12 protein-coding genes are annotated in these 15,095 nt (G+C 53.2%); 6 read left to right on the top strand and 6 right to left on the bottom strand.

Annotated elements, in window-relative coordinates; genetic code table 11:
- Nucleotides 1-261: 261 nt before the first annotated feature.
- Nucleotides 262-582 (bottom strand): hypothetical protein, encoded by a 321-nt coding sequence (locus OOT00_RS09745; RefSeq protein ID WP_265425187.1) that lies wholly within the window; start codon nt 580-582, stop codon nt 262-264.
- 278 nt (nt 583-860) lie between these two features.
- Here OOT00_RS09745 and OOT00_RS09740 point away from each other — a divergent pair, with 278 nt between their 5' ends.
- The 3 genes from OOT00_RS09740 to OOT00_RS09730 all read left to right on the top strand — a co-directional run bounded on the left by OOT00_RS09740 (nt 861) and on the right by OOT00_RS09730 (nt 3,123).
- Nucleotides 861-1,469: a superoxide dismutase gene (locus OOT00_RS09740; RefSeq protein ID WP_265425186.1), complete on the top strand. Its 609-nt coding sequence runs from the start codon at nt 861-863 to the stop codon at nt 1,467-1,469.
- Between the two features lie 181 nt (nt 1,470-1,650).
- Nucleotides 1,651-2,196 carry a DUF2937 family protein gene (locus OOT00_RS09735; protein ID WP_265425185.1) on the top strand — a complete coding sequence of 182 codons (546 nt, stop codon included), beginning with the start codon at nt 1,651-1,653 and terminating at the stop codon, nt 2,194-2,196.
- Between the two features lie 60 nt (nt 2,197-2,256).
- Nucleotides 2,257-3,123, top strand: coding sequence for an LEA/WHy family protein (locus OOT00_RS09730; protein ID WP_265425184.1), 867 nt, complete (start codon nt 2,257-2,259; stop codon nt 3,121-3,123).
- A gap of 197 nt (nt 3,124-3,320) precedes the next feature.
- On the opposite strand, the gene OOT00_RS09725 is transcribed toward OOT00_RS09730, so the two are convergent.
- Nucleotides 3,321-3,581, bottom strand: coding sequence for a hypothetical protein (locus OOT00_RS09725; protein ID WP_265425183.1), 261 nt, complete (start codon nt 3,579-3,581; stop codon nt 3,321-3,323).
- Nucleotides 3,582-3,707: 126 nt separating this feature from the next.
- On the bottom strand, nt 3,708-5,759 hold the full coding sequence (locus OOT00_RS09720) for a site-specific recombinase (protein WP_265425182.1): 2,052 nt from the start codon (nt 5,757-5,759) through the stop codon (nt 3,708-3,710).
- Between the two features lie 198 nt (nt 5,760-5,957).
- On the opposite strand from OOT00_RS09720, the gene OOT00_RS09715 reads away from it, so the two are divergent.
- Together OOT00_RS09715 and OOT00_RS09710 are read left to right on the top strand one after the other, a co-directional pair.
- Entirely contained in the window at nt 5,958-7,703 is a 1,746-nt protein-coding gene (locus OOT00_RS09715) for an ABC transporter ATP-binding protein (protein WP_265425181.1), read from the top strand.
- A 29-nt stretch (nt 7,704-7,732) separates the two neighbouring features.
- Entirely contained in the window at nt 7,733-9,640 is a 1,908-nt protein-coding gene (locus OOT00_RS09710; RefSeq protein WP_265425249.1) for an ABC transporter ATP-binding protein, read from the top strand.
- A gap of 64 nt (nt 9,641-9,704) precedes the next feature.
- Here the strand turns inward: OOT00_RS09710 and OOT00_RS09705 are convergent, their stop codons facing one another.
- The 3 genes from OOT00_RS09705 to OOT00_RS09695 all read right to left on the bottom strand — a co-directional run bounded on the left by OOT00_RS09705 (nt 9,705) and on the right by OOT00_RS09695 (nt 13,746).
- Nucleotides 9,705-11,777, bottom strand: coding sequence for a transglutaminase TgpA family protein (locus tag OOT00_RS09705; RefSeq protein ID WP_265425180.1), 2,073 nt, complete (start codon nt 11,775-11,777; stop codon nt 9,705-9,707).
- Between the two features lie 77 nt (nt 11,778-11,854).
- On the bottom strand, nt 11,855-12,838 hold the full coding sequence (locus OOT00_RS09700; RefSeq protein ID WP_265425179.1) for a DUF58 domain-containing protein: 984 nt from the start codon (nt 12,836-12,838) through the stop codon (nt 11,855-11,857).
- Nucleotides 12,835-13,746: an AAA family ATPase gene (locus tag OOT00_RS09695; RefSeq protein WP_265425178.1), complete on the bottom strand. Its 912-nt coding sequence runs from the start codon at nt 13,744-13,746 to the stop codon at nt 12,835-12,837. Before OOT00_RS09695 ends, OOT00_RS09700 begins: the two co-directional genes overlap by 4 nt.
- A 224-nt stretch (nt 13,747-13,970) precedes the next feature.
- Between OOT00_RS09695 and dctP the strand changes: the two genes are divergently transcribed.
- On the top strand, nt 13,971-15,065 hold the full coding sequence (dctP, locus tag OOT00_RS09690) for a TRAP transporter substrate-binding protein DctP (protein WP_265425177.1): 1,095 nt from the start codon (nt 13,971-13,973) through the stop codon (nt 15,063-15,065).
- Nucleotides 15,066-15,095 lie beyond the last annotated feature (30 nt).

The following is a 15,095-nucleotide window of genomic DNA, read 5'->3' as shown; positions in this document are numbered from 1 at the left end:
CAGAATGGAGAAATGGCCTGTTTTTGATTTCGGGGAGTGTGCACGGGCCGGGAGCGGCTGGATGGGTCAGAGTTGTTTTCTGCGTTCACCTGAACATTCAGTTGTAAACGGAGCTGTGCGGATGAGCCGTGGCCGTTTTGTGCGCCGGAGGGTTTGGCCGTGGTGTTGGCAAGGGATCAATGATCTTTGCAACCTCGTTAAACGGAGTGTGTTCGCATGGAGGAAGTGGATAGGTATCACCTGAAGTGAACGCGTCCGGATTCAGGCTTTCTTAGGGAGTTCCTTGCCGGCTTCCTTCACCAGCCGGTCATTGATCTGGAGATCCGGATAGTTCTGCAGGAAATATTTTTTTTCCAGACGGAATTTTCCTTTTTTGCCTTCATCCGTAAGGTATTGGACCATAATCTGATCTTCCGTATAGTTTCCGTTCTCATCATCGGCAGGTATTCCGGAAATGGTTGTGATTCTGGTTACCCTGCCCTGCCAGGTTTGGGCCATTTTTTTTTGGGAACGCCATCCAAGAACAAGGGCAATCAGAATGGCAAGGCTTATGCCCATGATGAGGCCTGTTGTATCACCCATGAGAGCTCCTTTCCTGTGGAGAATAATGGCTATGCATTGTGTCTCTTTGTAGGTTGTTTTACCGATTAGTTGATATGGTTACCATGTTTTTGGATGCCTGTACAGGGAGGATAGGGGCTGTGTGTTTGTGGTATAAAAAGTTCCGATCCGTATTTTTCTTTATGAAACCATTGGTGAAAGATGGCTTGCGGTCCTGTTGCAGAAAGCGTACTCTTCTTAGTAATCAGTGTTTCATGGATCCTGGTTTTTCAAGTCATTCAATTCAAAAGGAGGCCCGTATGAATCAGCAGACATCTGCCCACATCTTACCCGCACTACCCTATGCTGACAACGCTTTGGATCCGGTCATAACGGCCAGCACCATCAGCTTTCATTACGGAAAACATCATAAAGCCTATGTGGATAATTTGAACAGACTCATTGCGGGTACGGAGTATGCGGACATGCCGCTGGAGGAAATCATACGGTCCGTGTCCGGCAAGGCAGACAAGGCGGGCATTTTTAATAATGCTGCCCAGGTATGGAATCATACCTTTTATTGGAACAGTCTGAGACCGGGGGGCGGCGGTGAACCGCCTGTAGTGCTGAAAGAGAAAATGGAAGCTGCTTTTGGCGGTGTGGACGAATGCAAGAAGGCTCTGACCGATGCTGCCCTTACCCAGTTTGGCAGTGGATGGGCCTGGCTTGTGCTGGATGGCGGGATGCTGAAGGTAGTGAAAACGGGTAATGCGGAGACCCCTGTGACCAGCGGTTTGCAACCCGTCCTGACCCTTGATGTCTGGGAACATGCCTATTATCTTGACTACCAGAACCGCAGGCCGGATTATGTACAGGCAGTGCTGGATAAGCTTGTTAATTGGGAATTCGCCCTGCAGAACCTGGGCTGATGGAAAGATGTGCCGTGCGGATAGTCCCCAGAGGTCTGTTCAACCGGAAGAAAACCTCGGCTCTGCCGGGGTTTTCTGCTCTGCGGGTAGCCTGCTCTATCGGTGGCAAAGCTTTGTTCGTATGGGATGGTTTTATTCCGGTGCGGCATGATTCATGAAGTGGATCCGGTGGAGGTTTGTGATGGCCAGAGTCATGGATTATGTCCGCATGGTGCTTTTTCTATGCGGTGTGATGGCGGGGATTCAGATTCCTTCCTTCATGGATGCCTACGGGAAAAGCCTGGAAGCCCGTCTTCTGGAATCCACCCGAAGTCTTGCAGGCTTTCAGCAGGATGCGGACAGATATTTCAGTGGTGATATAAAGGCTCTGGTTCATCATTACCGTGAAAGCGGAGATCCGGTTTTTGGTGATGGCGGAGAGAGTATCCACCATATTCATGAACGGAATCTTGAGTTGCAGGAAGCTCTGGCTGCGTTTCAAAAAGGGTGGTTCCGCGCTTTTTTCCATGTTTTCGTAAGTCCTGTGAAAGACGTTCGTGATTTTGTGTGGGAGCATTATGATTATTCGCTGAAGCTCAATGGCACAGCCATCATTGCGGGCCTTATGTCCGGCATTCTGACGGCGCTTTTTCCGGAGATGCTGTTTGCGGGTCTGGTGCGCATGGTTCGGCGGCCAAAAAGACCAGGCAGGCATCCCGGCGGATCTTTTCCGGAAGGGTTTCTGTAGATGGGTACCAACAGATCCTGTAGTATGGGAAGAGTCGATTCAGGGGGATATAAAAAGAATATGCTGAAAAATAAAATGGGTATCTGTTTCGTTTTTGTATATTTCTGCATGATGACTTCCGGTGGCTGCGTCCTTCTGGAAGGCTCCGGTGCCTGGCAGCAGCCCCAGGCCAGGGTCAGTGATATCCGTTTGTCTGAACTTTCCATGGAGCAAGCCCGTATGCTGGTGGATGTGGAGGTGTTTAATCCCAATCCCTATGACATCCATCTGGGAGAGCTGGATTATGCTCTGGAACTGCAGCAGGTAAAGGTTCTGTCCGGGAGCATGGAAGAGTCCGGCCGCCTGCCAGCGGGTCAGAGCCGAAAACTGACCCTTCCGCTTGTTGTCGAGTTTCGAGAGATCGCAGGATTGCTGGTCCACGGACGGGAGATGAAGACCCTTGACCTTGCCTTTACAGGCGGAATGGGTTTTGAGGTTCCTGTGGTGGGGAAGGTGCGGTTGCCTTTGAACGCTGCGTCGAGCATCCCTGTGCCGCAGTTGCCCGGAATCCGGGTGGCAGGACTGACCCTGGAAGAGCTGAGTATGGGAGGGGCGGAGCTGAGCCTGCGTATTCTTCTGCACAATGCCAACGATTTTGCCCTTTCTCTGGAATATGTCACCTATGGGATCGTCCTGAACGGGAAGTCCGCAGCCGATGGTCAGGTAAACAAAAAGGTTGTTTGGGAAGCTGGAGAAGAAAAGGAAATTGTGCTTCCTATGAGCTTTGCTTTCAGCCGGTCAAGCTTTGCGCTTTATGAAACACTGCTGCATGGGGTGGATCTGCATTACCATCTGTCTTTTGAGAGTGAACTGGCAAGCAGTCTGCCAGCTTTGAAACGTATTCCTTTTACAACGAGGCTGCAGGGCAGGGTGGGGGTCAGCCAGTGAAGCTGATTGTGACCGTCAGGACAGATTTTGGATAATCATTGCCAGTTGTCAGCCGGAAGTACAGCACCGGCGGGTTGCCAGACACCCTAAAAATTAAAAAGGAATCCCGGCAATGGGATTCCTTTTTAATTTTTAGGGAAGATGAAAGGCCGGAGAAATAACTTTCTGCCAGCCGTTCTCAACGTATCATATGTATATCAGTGGAAGATCACTTGTCGGTTTCCCTGTACAAAACTGATATCCCAGGCCTCCTTGGCTACCTTGCGCCAGTTTTTGTAGCGGAGAACCTGAAGACTGGGCATTTTTTCCTTATATGGTGCCACCGCTGTGGGGGTTTCCACTGCCACACCATGTGCTCTTGGATTGTGTGCCTTCCAGTGGGCTACAAGATCCATTCTTTTTTTTCTTACCCTGGCTTTGTGATGTCTGCGTTCTGCCAGTCTTGTGCTTTTTTCCATGGTTGCTCCTTTCTGTATTGTTCTAAGGGCATCCTGCTTTTTTACGGTTTGTAAAAAAGCCTGATTTAACCATAAGGCATCCATGGGGAAAAAACAAGTGGGGTTTTACTGTTTTTGTGATAAAAGTTAACCAGAATCATCTTGATGCCCATGGCTGCTGGAGGATTGATCTTTTTTTTCGGCTGCCGTATCCGCAGGGGGGAAAAAAAGGGAAAGGGGGGCGGCCTTGACCTGTTCTTTGAAAAAAAACATCACCTTTGAAAAGCTTTGTATACGGGTGTTCCTTGACCTGAGTGCGACGGAAAGGGCCAGGCTGAAGCTGACCCAGAGATTACAGAAGGAAATCAGGCTGACAAACAGGAAATAAAGCAGAAAAGTGAAAAAACCCGGGAAATCAAAGGCCATGGCATATCCGAGATTCCCCGATGCAAAGGCTACGTGCCGGATTCCCAGGGGGAGTCCCAGAAGCATGCCTATGTAGGCTGTGCTCCCCAGCAGCACGCCGAAAAAAAAGTTTCCCACAAGAGCTCCGTAATTTTCATGGATATAGTCGGCAAGGGCGGCTCTTTGTTTTTCCGGCAGCAGGGGGCGGAGGAGGGGGTGGTTTTTTAAACGGTCTCTGAGGCCGATATAGGCTGCCCGGTTATCAAAAAAACCGGCCGTAAGACCGGCCACAAAAAGCCAGAGACCGGCAATGCAGGCATGGAGAAGGGCAAGGCTGGCAAAGGGTTTAAGTTCGTAAATCTGATATTCACAGGCTTCATGGCTGAGCAGGGGGAAGCCCCGAAGCAGGGCATACACCCATCCGATGGCAAAGGCCAGGGAAAGGGCAACGCTCACATTGCCCACTATGGCAATGAACTGGGAGCGGGCAACCTGAACAAGGAGGGCAGCAATCTTTTTGGGGTTGGCACCGCCGTGTTCGCCCTGCTGAATGGCTTCGGCCAGCCGGGCAGCGGTCATGGCTGGCTGTTTGGTGGCCACCGTAAAATGGAGAATATGGATGAGCATGAAGCCAAACCCGTAGTTCAGGCTGACAAGGATGGTTTCTGGCAGAGGGGCAAGGGCCAGGCCCATAATACGGATTTTGATGAGGGCCATGAGGGCGATGATGATTCCTCCTCCAGCACCGGAACGGAGCATGGCGAAATAATCTTTGCGGCTGCGGGTAATGTAGTGTTCGCCGTGATCACTGGCATTCTCCGTAATGCTGCGGGAAAGAAGCCGGATGTTCCGTTGAAAAAGGGCGCGTACACTTCGGCGCTGACGGCTGGCGGTCACCAGTTCCTTAAAAAGACGGATGGCTGTTTTTTCGGTAACTTTTTGTCTCATTGGTGTGAGAATATCAAGGATGTCCTGAATGCGTTTCAGGGTTTGGTCCAGCCGTTCCAGCAGATAGGAAAGGGGAATGCTGGTTCCTTTGGTAACGGATTTTTTTCGGAAAGCAGTGACCGCCTGCATGCACTGATCCAGAAGTACCCGTGCATGGGCATCGTCTTCCAGTTCTCTGATCTCACCATGTATCCATGCCTCATAATGCCGGCAGTAGCGGGCAATCTCCCGCTGCAGAGCCACAAAGGCAGAGTCTCTGGATACAATTCTTGGCTCCAGCCGTACCAGATCCGGTTCCAGCTCTTCGCCAGCCACCCATATGGACAGCATTTCCATGGCATAGAGGAGTTCACTGATGGATTTTTCAAGAAGCCTGGGAGCATCTCCGCTTTCCGCATTCCATAAAATGCGGAAAAGATGCATCCAGCTTTCATCCGGAAGGTCCTGAACCCACTGGGGATCTTCCGGATGATGGAAGATGAGGGAAAGGGCATCGGAAAGGCTGTCACCGTTGAGAGGCAGGGGGTTGATGTGCTCATAGATGCGTTTGCCCAGCTCCCGCATGAATCCTTGACGGGAAAAAAGTCCGAGTACGGCAAAGGCAAGAAAATAGTTGGCGCGTCCCAGCCATTCTTGAAGAATGGTGGCTATTTTTTCGCTGGCATCGGGGTTCTCTTCCTGTGCCTTGTCCAGCAGATCGATGCGTCGGCATACGGTATCCATGTTTTCTCCGGGTTCAGGACGCAGCCAGTCCGTAATCTGGCGAAGAAGGTCCGTGGCGGAAGTATTCCCGGATTCGAGGGAGGCAAAGATACGCTGCGGTGTGGGACGGACTCTGGGGGCCATGGAATATCCGGATATATAGGTTGCGATTGTAAAAGGAATAAGGACTTTTCCCTTTGGATTGTCATAAAATATAGGGCATCCTGTGGCCGGATACAAGAAGGGTGCCTATAAAAAGTTCGGCTTGACCGAAAAGACCGGCGGGTGCATGGTGCCCGTACGCCCGGACGGAACGTCCGGATAACGGAACGGAGATAATGTATGAAACCCTATCGTCTTCTGCACCCCCATCTGGTGGCAAACCGTTATCTGCTGCTGACAGGTTTTATCTGTCTTCTTCTGGTGGACGGTCTGCAGCTCTGGATTCCGAGGGTGGTCAAGCATGTGGTGGACGGTCTTTCGGACAGAACTGCCACCCACGGAGATCTTCTGACCTATGGTCTTATTGTGGCCGGTCTTGCCATAGTGATCGGTTTTTTTCGTTACGGCTGGCGGCACTGTCTCATCGGTACTTCCCGAAAGATCGAGCGGGGTCTCAGGGACAGGCTTTATACCCATCTTCTGACTCTGGATGCTTCTTTTTATGACAGGAACCGTACGGGTGATCTCATGTCCCGGGCCACCAGTGACATCATGAATGTGCGCATGGCCACGGGCATGGGCATAGTGGCCATAACGGATGCCCTTCTCCTTGGTGGTGCTGCCGTTGGTTTCATGCTCTGGATCAGTGGTCCTCTTACCCTGCTGGCCCTGATCCCCATGCCCTTTATCGTTTTCACCACCCGGATGATGGGAAAGCGCATGCACACAAACTACACCGCTGTGCAGGAAGGTCTGGGAGATATGACTGAAATGGTGCGGGAGGGCTTTTCCGGTATCCGGGTGGTCAAGGTTTTCGGTATGGGTTCGCTCATGGATCGTCGTCTTGCCGCCCATTCTGCGGATTACCTGTCCCGCCGTATGGCACTGGCCCGCACTACGGGCCTGATGATGCCATTAATGGTGCTGTTCACCAATATGGCTCTGGCCATCGTCGTGGGAGCGGGTGGATGGATGGTGATTCATGGGCGGATCAGCACAGGGGACTTTGTGGCTTTTCTCTCCTATCTGGGTATGCTGACCTGGCCCATGATGGCCCTTGGCTGGATAACCAATCTCATCCAGCGGGGCAAGGCATCTCTGGAACGACTGGCCCTTGTTATGGAAAGCGAGGCCAGTGTCCGGGAGCCCGATGGTGCTCAGAAGCACGGGCCGGTTCAAGGCAGTCTTTCCCTGCGAGATATCTGCTTTTCATTCGAATCCGGTCTTGTGCCTGTGCTGGCGGATATTTCTCTGGAGATTCCGGCTGGAACCCGGGTAGGCATTACGGGTCCGCCGGGAAGTGGTAAAAGCACCCTGCTGCAGCTTCTGGCCAGACTGTATGATCCGGATTCCGGAACTATCCTTCTGGACGGAACCCCTGTCAGGGACTACTCTTTTGATGAGTTTCGCAAAGCCGTTCATTTTCTGCCGCAGGAGCCATGGATTTTTTCCGGAACACTGAGGGCTAATATTTCAGGTCTGATGCCTGTGGATGAGCATGTTCTGGAAGCAGCCTGTGATGCGGCACAGCTCAGGGAGACGCTGGCATCCCTCCCCATGGGGCTGGATACGCTGGTGGGCGAGCGCGGGGTAACCCTTTCCGGAGGGCAGAAGCAGCGGGTGGCTCTGGCCCGTACCCTTTTGCTTCCGGCGCAGGTGCTGCTTCTCGATGATCCCGTGAGCCAGGTGGATACGGTGACCGCAGGTCGGATGATACGAATGCTGGATAGCCTTGAAGGAAGGACCCGGATTCTGGCTTCCCATCGTTTTGCTGCCGTTTCTCACTCCGATATGATTGTGGTGATGGAAGAAGGTCGTATCCGCGCCGCAGGCAGCCATGAAGAGCTTATGAAAGAAGATGATTATTACGCCAGAACCTGGCGCATTCAGGCCATGGAAGCAGAGCTTTCGGAGGACGGAGAATGAGGGCCTTTGAGGAAAAAGCCTTGAAGAGAATGGATGATATGGGCCTTGTGCGCCGTCTCTTTCCCTTCATGCGTCCACACATGCTGGTGTTCGGGCTGGCTGTCATGCTGGTATTTGCACTGACGGCTCTGGATCTGGCCATTCCATGGCTGACCAAACAGGCGGTGGATCGCTACATTGTTCCCGTTTCATCCATTGGAGCAGACAGTGTGGAGGTGGACCCGCAGAATCCCCTTGTGGCGGTCTTTCTGCAGAATTTTCCCGAGGCAAGGGACGGGGAAAAAGAAGGGGTGTTTGTTTTTCGGGACAGCCTGGATCTGGCCGATGGGAAAACCCGTATGGCCCTCAGGGAAGCGGACGGGAAGGGTGTGGTGGTTATTGCCTTTATGCTGCTGGCCATAGCCCTTGCACACGCCAGTATCACCTTTATCCATACCCTTCTTCTGGAACTCGGAGGCCAGCGGATCATTTATGATATCCGCCTGGCCATTTTTGCCCACATGCGCAGACTGCCCCTTTCCTATTTTCATGGAACACCCCTGGGGCGTATGGTTACAAGGGTGACCGGAGATGTGGAGAATGTAAGTGAAATGTTCACCTCCGTTGTCACCTTTGTGTTCAAGGATTTTTTTCTGGTCATCGGCATTGTGATCATGCTTTTTCTGCTGGATGTGCGCCTGGCAATGGTGACCGTAAGTATTCTGCCGCTGGTTGTGGTGATTGCCGTTTTTTTTGCTAAAAGCTCCCGAAAGGCTTTTCGGGAGCTGCGGGTCCGCATAGCAGAAATCAACTCCCGTTTTTCCGAAACCATCGGCGGCATGACGGTCATCCGTCTTTTTGGCTGGCAGAAGGAAACAGGGCGGGTCTTTGAAAAGGTGAGCTACAGCCATTACGAAGCCGGAATGAGGCAGGTGAAAATTTTTGCCGTGTTCATGCCAGCCATGGAAATTCTGAGTACTGTGGGGCTTGCTCTGATCCTTTATTATGGTGGGCTTCGTGTGGTGGCAGACGGCATTTCCCTCGGGATACTTGTGGCTTTTATTTCCTACCTCCGTATGTTTTTCAGACCGGTAAGAGATATTGCGGAAAAGTACAACACCCTGCAGAATGCCTTTTCCAGTGCGGAGCGTCTTTTTCAGATTCTTGATGAGCCGGAAGGGGCCGAAGGAAAAAAAGGAGGCAGGGATCCGGGACCGGTGGAGAAACTTGCTTTTTCCCGCCTTTCCTTTGGTTATGAAACGGATACGCCCATTCTGAAGGATTTGGATTTTGAGGTCAGAAAGGGAGAGACCCTTGCCATTGTTGGCCCCACCGGAGCGGGAAAAACTTCCCTTGTGAGCCTTCTGGTACGCTTTTGGGACCCTGCTCAGGGGTTGGTTCTTGTGAACGGAGTGGATCTCCGGGAACTTTGTCTGGAAAGCTGGCGGAGCCGTATTGCCATGGTGATGCAGGATCCCTTTCTCTTTGCCGGTACCCTGCGGGATAATATACAGTCGGAAGAAAAGGGCCTTCATGATGCAAAGCTGGAAGGAATTCTGCGGGATGCCGGATGTGGCCTGCTCCTTTCCCGACTGCCCATGGGGCTGGATACCCTTCTGGAAGAAGACGGTAAACCCCTTTCCAGCGGTGAGCGCCAGCTGGTTTCCATTGCAAGGGCTTTTGCGAGGGATCCTGAAATTCTCATTCTGGATGAGGCTACCAGTTATGTGGATTCTTTGTCAGAAGGGGTGGTACAGGAGGCCCTTTCCCGGCTCATGAAGGGGCGAACCACCTTTCTCATTGCCCACCGCCTTTCCACGGCCCGTCACGCGGACCGGATTCTTGTGCTGCGCAGGGGTCGCATTGTGGAAAGTGGAACCCATGATGAACTGCTGAGTCAGAAGGGTTTGTATTGGCGTATGCAGCATCTGGAAACCGTTGCGGGCTCATCTGCATAAGAGCAGAAATACCACCGAAGGCGGATGTTCAGCCGTAAGGATTCCGTACCGGCGCAGGCCTGTTTCATGGGCCGGTTTTCGGTCTTCCGGGAAAGGGATTCCGTTCAGCTGTTCTTGTAGAGGGGATTTTTCGTTTTTTGATTTGTTGGAGAAAAAGTTCCACATCCACCCTGTCCGGGTGCTCAGTGCCATAGCGGAGCCGTATATAGGTTTCTATCAGGGGGGCTGTATCAGCGCAAAGATCCGGCCTCTGGCTACAAATTCTTGCTCCGTAATCCGCCGGCCCTTCCGCTGGATGCCTCGGCAGTCCGGCATCTGCCATTCTGCGACAGAAAAGCTGCCAGGCCACGGGCAGCTTTTCTTTTTTCTCTTTGTTCCAGCCCATGAGAAACATCTTTGTCAGACACCGTAGAAAAAGGAAGAGCAGACAGAGTGCCAGAATGGTGAAAAATGGCTGTTTTCTGTCTCCCAGCCAGGAGACCGCTTCAGAAAAAAAGAGCTGCTGGCGGGCATGGGTATAGGATAGTACCTGTCTGTGCCAGAACCAGGTGGCACTGTCCCAGACAAGGAGAAAGGGGCGCAGCTGTATTCCCATTCTGCCCCGGTCTCTGGCCTGTGCCAGCTCGCGCCTGTCCTCTTCGGAAAGGGAGGCCTCCATGCCGCCTTCTTCCAGGCGGTCCGGTGCAATGAAGGCCGTGGGGTCAAAGCGCTGCCATCCTTCTTTTTCAAGGAATACCTCTGTCCAGGCATGGGCATGGGACTGGCGTACCAGAAGATAGGACCCCACAGGATTCACCTCCCCGCCCTGATACCCCCCTACAATACGGCTGGGAATACCCGCTGCCCGAGCCAGCAGGGCAAAGCCCATGGCATAGTGTTCACAATATCCCTTTCTGGTTTCAAAGAGAAAGACATCCATGGCGTTTTTTTCCGGAAGGATGCCGGGATTCAGGGTGTAGTGAAAGGGTTTTTCCATGAACCAGTCTGTCAGAGCCTGCAATCTTTCACGGTCCGTTCTGCCTGTAGCCAGAATGCTTTTCCCCAGTGCCTGTGCCCGTGGGTTACTTTCCGGAGGCAGATAGAGATCCCTTTCTTCAGGAGGGGCAAGATGGTGACTTGTCCGGGTAGCACGGAGGGTGTAGCCCGTACGCTGTCTGACGGGTTCTTTGCCATGCATCAGTCCGGTGTCTGTCAGAAGGCTGTCCGGCGTTCCTTCCATGGGCCAGTCCAGAGTAAAGAGCCATGGCTGGCGGTGGGGTTCCAGTATGATGTGATAGCGAACCCATGGGGAAGACAGTGCTGCGGCAGGAGCGGCGGGCTGGTGTGTTCTGTCCGGGAGCCATGCGGTTTCAGTGGCATTCCGGAATATGATTCCCCTGAAATAGCGCGATTCAGAGGAAGGAACCGCACCTTCAAAATGAACGCGGAAGGCCGGGCTCCGGTCCCTTGCAAGACTGGTGACAAGGCCGGGCTGGAGGTGGTCGGAAAACCCTGTTGCGGCGGCAGAGGATGGCTGCTGTATTCCCCACAGGGGACTTGCCAGTCTGGGAAAGATGATAAACAGGGTGAAGGCAAGTGGAGCCGCCAGAATGAAAAGAAGGGATGCATTCCGGATTTTTTGTCCGATCCCGGCTTCCGGGTCATGAAGAAGGCCGAGAACACCGTGGTTCAGAATAAGGGCGGCAGCCAGATAAAGGGCCATGGCAAGGGATTCGGAATAGAGCAGACTGGACAGTACAAGGAGGTGGGCAATGAACACAAGGGCCATGGCATCCCTCCGGGTCTTTACCTCCAGAACTTTCAGGGCTGCCATGATGAGCAGCAGACGTGATCCGGCATCCTGAGCAAAAGACCCGCTGCTCCCGCCAAGAATAATCAGGAAACATGACCAGGTAAGGACTGCCAGTGTTTTTTTACCCGGCATGGCGACCCTGCCCCTCGCCATGGCAAGGCACAGCACCCAGGTCAGTACTACGGCAGCGGAGAGCCAGAGGGGCTGATGAAGAAACTGAGGGCCTGCGGCAACGGCCAGAGCCAGGATGAGAAGTGGTAATGTTTCTGGTTTTTTCCATGCAGAGGCCGGGGTTTCTGAATCTGCTTCCGGAAGGGGATAGGCCGAACTGGGGGCTGGAGGCATGGTTCCCTTTTATTGTGATGAGGGGTTGATGCAGACAAAGGTTCGCAGGCTGGATCCCTTGCCATACCTTTCCTGTCTCAGGAGAGCTTGTGCCATAGAGATTTTGTTCCCGCATCTTCTTCCATGGCCGTCAGCATAAGGGAGAAGAACTCTTGAAAGGGATCTTCTTTTTCAAAGCCACTGAGAAGACAGAGGCAGTGATCCCGGTGCTGCGTGGTGGCTGCAAGGGCTGTCACCCTGTCCGGAAGGCGCAGGCCGAAGGGATTGCCGGAGGCTGCGGCCTGAAGGATTCCGTGGCAGAGCCGTGAAAGACGTTCTTCTTTGTCCATATCCCGGAAGTTATTATAATCCAGAATGATGGCATGGCCGCTGTTACTGAACTCCCGGATGTGAAGTCCCCTGTTTTTTGCAAAAATTTTCCAGTCTATGCGTCGGATCGGGTCTCCCGGAGTGTAGGCCCTGTGTCCGGTAAAATCTTCGTTACCGTTTCGCCGTAAGCCCGTGGCGGCCCCTTGCTGTCCGGATTGTCCGGTTGCTGGTTCCGGCATGGGCGCGGCAAGGGGCTGTGGATAGACGATTGCCTGAACACTCATGGAGATGGGCAGGGAGGCCGTAAAAAGTCCAAACGGGATTTGGGTTCGCAGGGAAAAACCGCTGATTTGCATAATTCCTCTCTGGCCCGTTGGGAAGCAGAGGCTCAGGCGGATGCGGTCGTTTTGCCCTGCCCCAAGGGGAGGAGATATGTCCTTGCCCCTGCCCAGCATCAGCCCGGTACGGGGTCTTTCCGGACTGGATATATTCGCATGGATACACAGGGTCTCTCCTGCAAAGACAGGGTCGCACTCCATGCTTATGATGGTGGCACCTTTCAGGTTTCGGTAGGTGACCGCCATGGATAACAGGGCCATACTGAACAGAAAGAAGGTAAGAAGCAGTCCCAGATTATTGTTTTCGTTAAGGGATGCCACCAGGGTGACAAGAAGGATCAGGCCCATGAAAAGACCGGCACCGGTGGGCCGCAGGATGATGTTTTTTTTCGGTGAAGATGGTTTTCTGTTCATGGCAGAGGTATTTCTTTGAGCATCTGTTTCATTTCTTCCGGAGTATATCCGGAAAAGTCACGGGCCTTTTGCAGCCTGTGACTGGCTACCCATGGAAAAACAGCCTGCAGATCTTCCGGAAGGCAGAAGTCCCTGTCGTGGAGAAAGGCCCATGCCCGGCTTGTCTGCACCAGCGCCATGCCTGCCCTGGGGGAAAGCCCAGCAAGAAAAAGGGGGTGGCTGCGGGTATGCTCCAGAATATCCTGAATATAGTCCAGCATGGCACCGGAAATACGTATTTGCCGCACTTTTTTCTGAAACGTGATAATTTTTTCCGCAGACAGCAGGGGTATCAGGCCTGGAAGGGACTGTCTGGACTCGCCCATGAGAATACGTTTTTCCGCGTCCCTGTCCGGATATCCCATGGAAATACGCATGAGGAAACGATCCAGCTGGGATTCGGGCAAAGGATGGGCTCCGGCCTGCTCCCATGGATTCTGGGTGGCCATGAGAAAAAATGGATGGGGAAGGGGGTGGGTTTCCCCTTCCACGCTTACCTGATTTTCTTCCATGGCCTCCAGAAGAGCGCTCTGGGTTTTGGGGCCGGCGCGGTTGATTTCATCGCTCAGAAGAATTTGAGTGAATACGGGGCCGGGATGAAACCGGAACAGGCGTTCTTTGGCATCAAAAATTGAAACACCCAGTATATCTCCGGGCAGCATGTCACTGGTACACTGGATTCTCCGGAAAGAGAGTCCCAGCGTTCTGGCTGTAGCCTTGGCCAGAGTAGTCTTTCCGATGCCCGGAAGGTCTTCGATGAGGAGGTGGCCGCCAGCCAGAAGGCAGGTAAGGCAGCGTTTAATGGCATTCTCTTTTCCCAGAACGGCATTGCGGATTTGATTGAATGCGGGCATAATCTCAGGATGCATGGGATCCGTTTCCTTAGATGGGGTTGAAAAGTGACAACAGCCCGGTATGAACGTGCGGTCAGCTGGGCAAGGGTGACTCTGCGACTCCGCAGGTAAGCAGTGTTTCCAGTGAGGGGTTTTTTTTTTGGGGGGGCTTTCAACCTTTTGTGGGAGCATGCCTCTGCAATGATCCGGTTTGTATACTAGGCAGATCTTTCCGTATTGTCAAAAAAAGGGGGGAACAGATGCCGATCATGGGGCTGTCACTGGTGGTGTCCGGCCGGTGTACAGGGGCTGGCCGGTTCCTGCTGCTGGCTTGTTTTCTGGGGTTATTTCCGGTGGGAGCAGGATGGGCTGATGTCCCAAAGCTTCTTCCTGTGATGCGGATTTCCATTGAAAATACGGCTACCCATACCCAGACACGGGCGGTTCGTCGTTTTGCAGAAGATCTTGCAGACCGTACCCGCGGTCGTCTTCGGGTGGAATTGTACGACAGTGCCCGGCTGTATCGGGACAGCCAGGTTCTGGGTGCCCTTGCGGCGGACAGGGTAGAAATGGCCGTTCCCGGCACCTGGCATTTTGATCGGTATGAGCCTTCTGTGGGGATCTTTCTGCTGCCGTCTTTTTATGGGAGAAGTGCGGAGGCCATGCATGCCATTGTGGATGGCGAAACGGGCAGAAGGGTTACCGGAAAGATTGAAGAACGTTTGTCCGTGGTTGTACCGGGAAGGTGGCTGGATCTCGGCCACGCCCATATATACGCGGTCCGTCCCGTGACTTCAAGGGAAGATATGGACGGTCTGACAATACGTGTTGCCGGAGGCCTTGCCAACTCCATCCGGCTGGAGGCCATGGGTGCAAGGCCGCTGGTGGTTCCGTGGCCCGATCTGCCCGCCCGTTTGCAGCAGGGAGATATCGAGGGGGTTCTGACCACCCATGAAACCATGAGAAGTGCAAGGCTCTGGGAGTTCGGTTTGCTGTATGCCTTTGAAGACAGACAGTATTTTCCGCAGTATATTCCAGTAATCCGCCGTAATTTCTGGAGAAGACTTCCTGATGATCTGCGCCGTCTGGTGAAAGATACCTGGGAGAGTCATGTGGAGATGTCCCGGAAAGAAGCTGGCATTGCTCAGGAAGAGGCGCGTAAACTCCTTATGGAGCATGGCATGCGGATTCACCGTCCTTCAGAAGCTCTTTTGATACGGTACAGGCAGCTGCTGATGCTGGGGCAGGAGGCTATGGTTACGCTATTGGATGTGGACCCTGAGTTGTATGCGGACACCCTCAGGCTGCTTGAGGGGCAGGATGGGGAGTCTTTTCTTACAGAAAGTCCGCCCTGATGGCCTTTTCCCGTAGGGATAAATTTTCTC

Source organism: Desulfobotulus pelophilus (assembly GCF_026155325.1).
GTDB lineage: Bacteria > Desulfobacterota > Desulfobacteria > Desulfobacterales > ASO4-4 > Desulfobotulus > Desulfobotulus pelophilus.
This window is presented reverse-complemented; position numbering and strand designations above follow the sequence as displayed.

Coding starts and splice junctions, on each gene's coding strand:
- OOT00_RS09720 (WP_265425182.1), bottom strand. CDS start 5,759: ATGGCCCCCAGAGTCCGTCCCACACCGCAGCGTATCTTTGCCTCCCTC.
- OOT00_RS09710 (WP_265425249.1), top strand. CDS start 7,733: ATGGATGATATGGGCCTTGTGCGCCGTCTCTTTCCCTTCATGCGTCCA.
- OOT00_RS09745 (WP_265425187.1), bottom strand. CDS start 582: ATGGGTGATACAACAGGCCTCATCATGGGCATAAGCCTTGCCATTCTG.
- OOT00_RS09715 (WP_265425181.1), top strand. CDS start 5,958: ATGAAACCCTATCGTCTTCTGCACCCCCATCTGGTGGCAAACCGTTAT.
- OOT00_RS09705 (WP_265425180.1), bottom strand. CDS start 11,777: ATGCCTCCAGCCCCCAGTTCGGCCTATCCCCTTCCGGAAGCAGATTCA.
- OOT00_RS09725 (WP_265425183.1), bottom strand. CDS start 3,581: ATGGAAAAAAGCACAAGACTGGCAGAACGCAGACATCACAAAGCCAGG.
- OOT00_RS09740 (WP_265425186.1), top strand. CDS start 861: ATGAATCAGCAGACATCTGCCCACATCTTACCCGCACTACCCTATGCT.
- OOT00_RS09695 (WP_265425178.1), bottom strand. CDS start 13,746: ATGCATCCTGAGATTATGCCCGCATTCAATCAAATCCGCAATGCCGTT.
- OOT00_RS09730 (WP_265425184.1), top strand. CDS start 2,257: ATGCTGAAAAATAAAATGGGTATCTGTTTCGTTTTTGTATATTTCTGC.
- OOT00_RS09700 (WP_265425179.1), bottom strand. CDS start 12,838: ATGAACAGAAAACCATCTTCACCGAAAAAAAACATCATCCTGCGGCCC.
- dctP (WP_265425177.1), top strand. CDS start 13,971: ATGCCGATCATGGGGCTGTCACTGGTGGTGTCCGGCCGGTGTACAGGG.
- OOT00_RS09735 (WP_265425185.1), top strand. CDS start 1,651: ATGGCCAGAGTCATGGATTATGTCCGCATGGTGCTTTTTCTATGCGGT.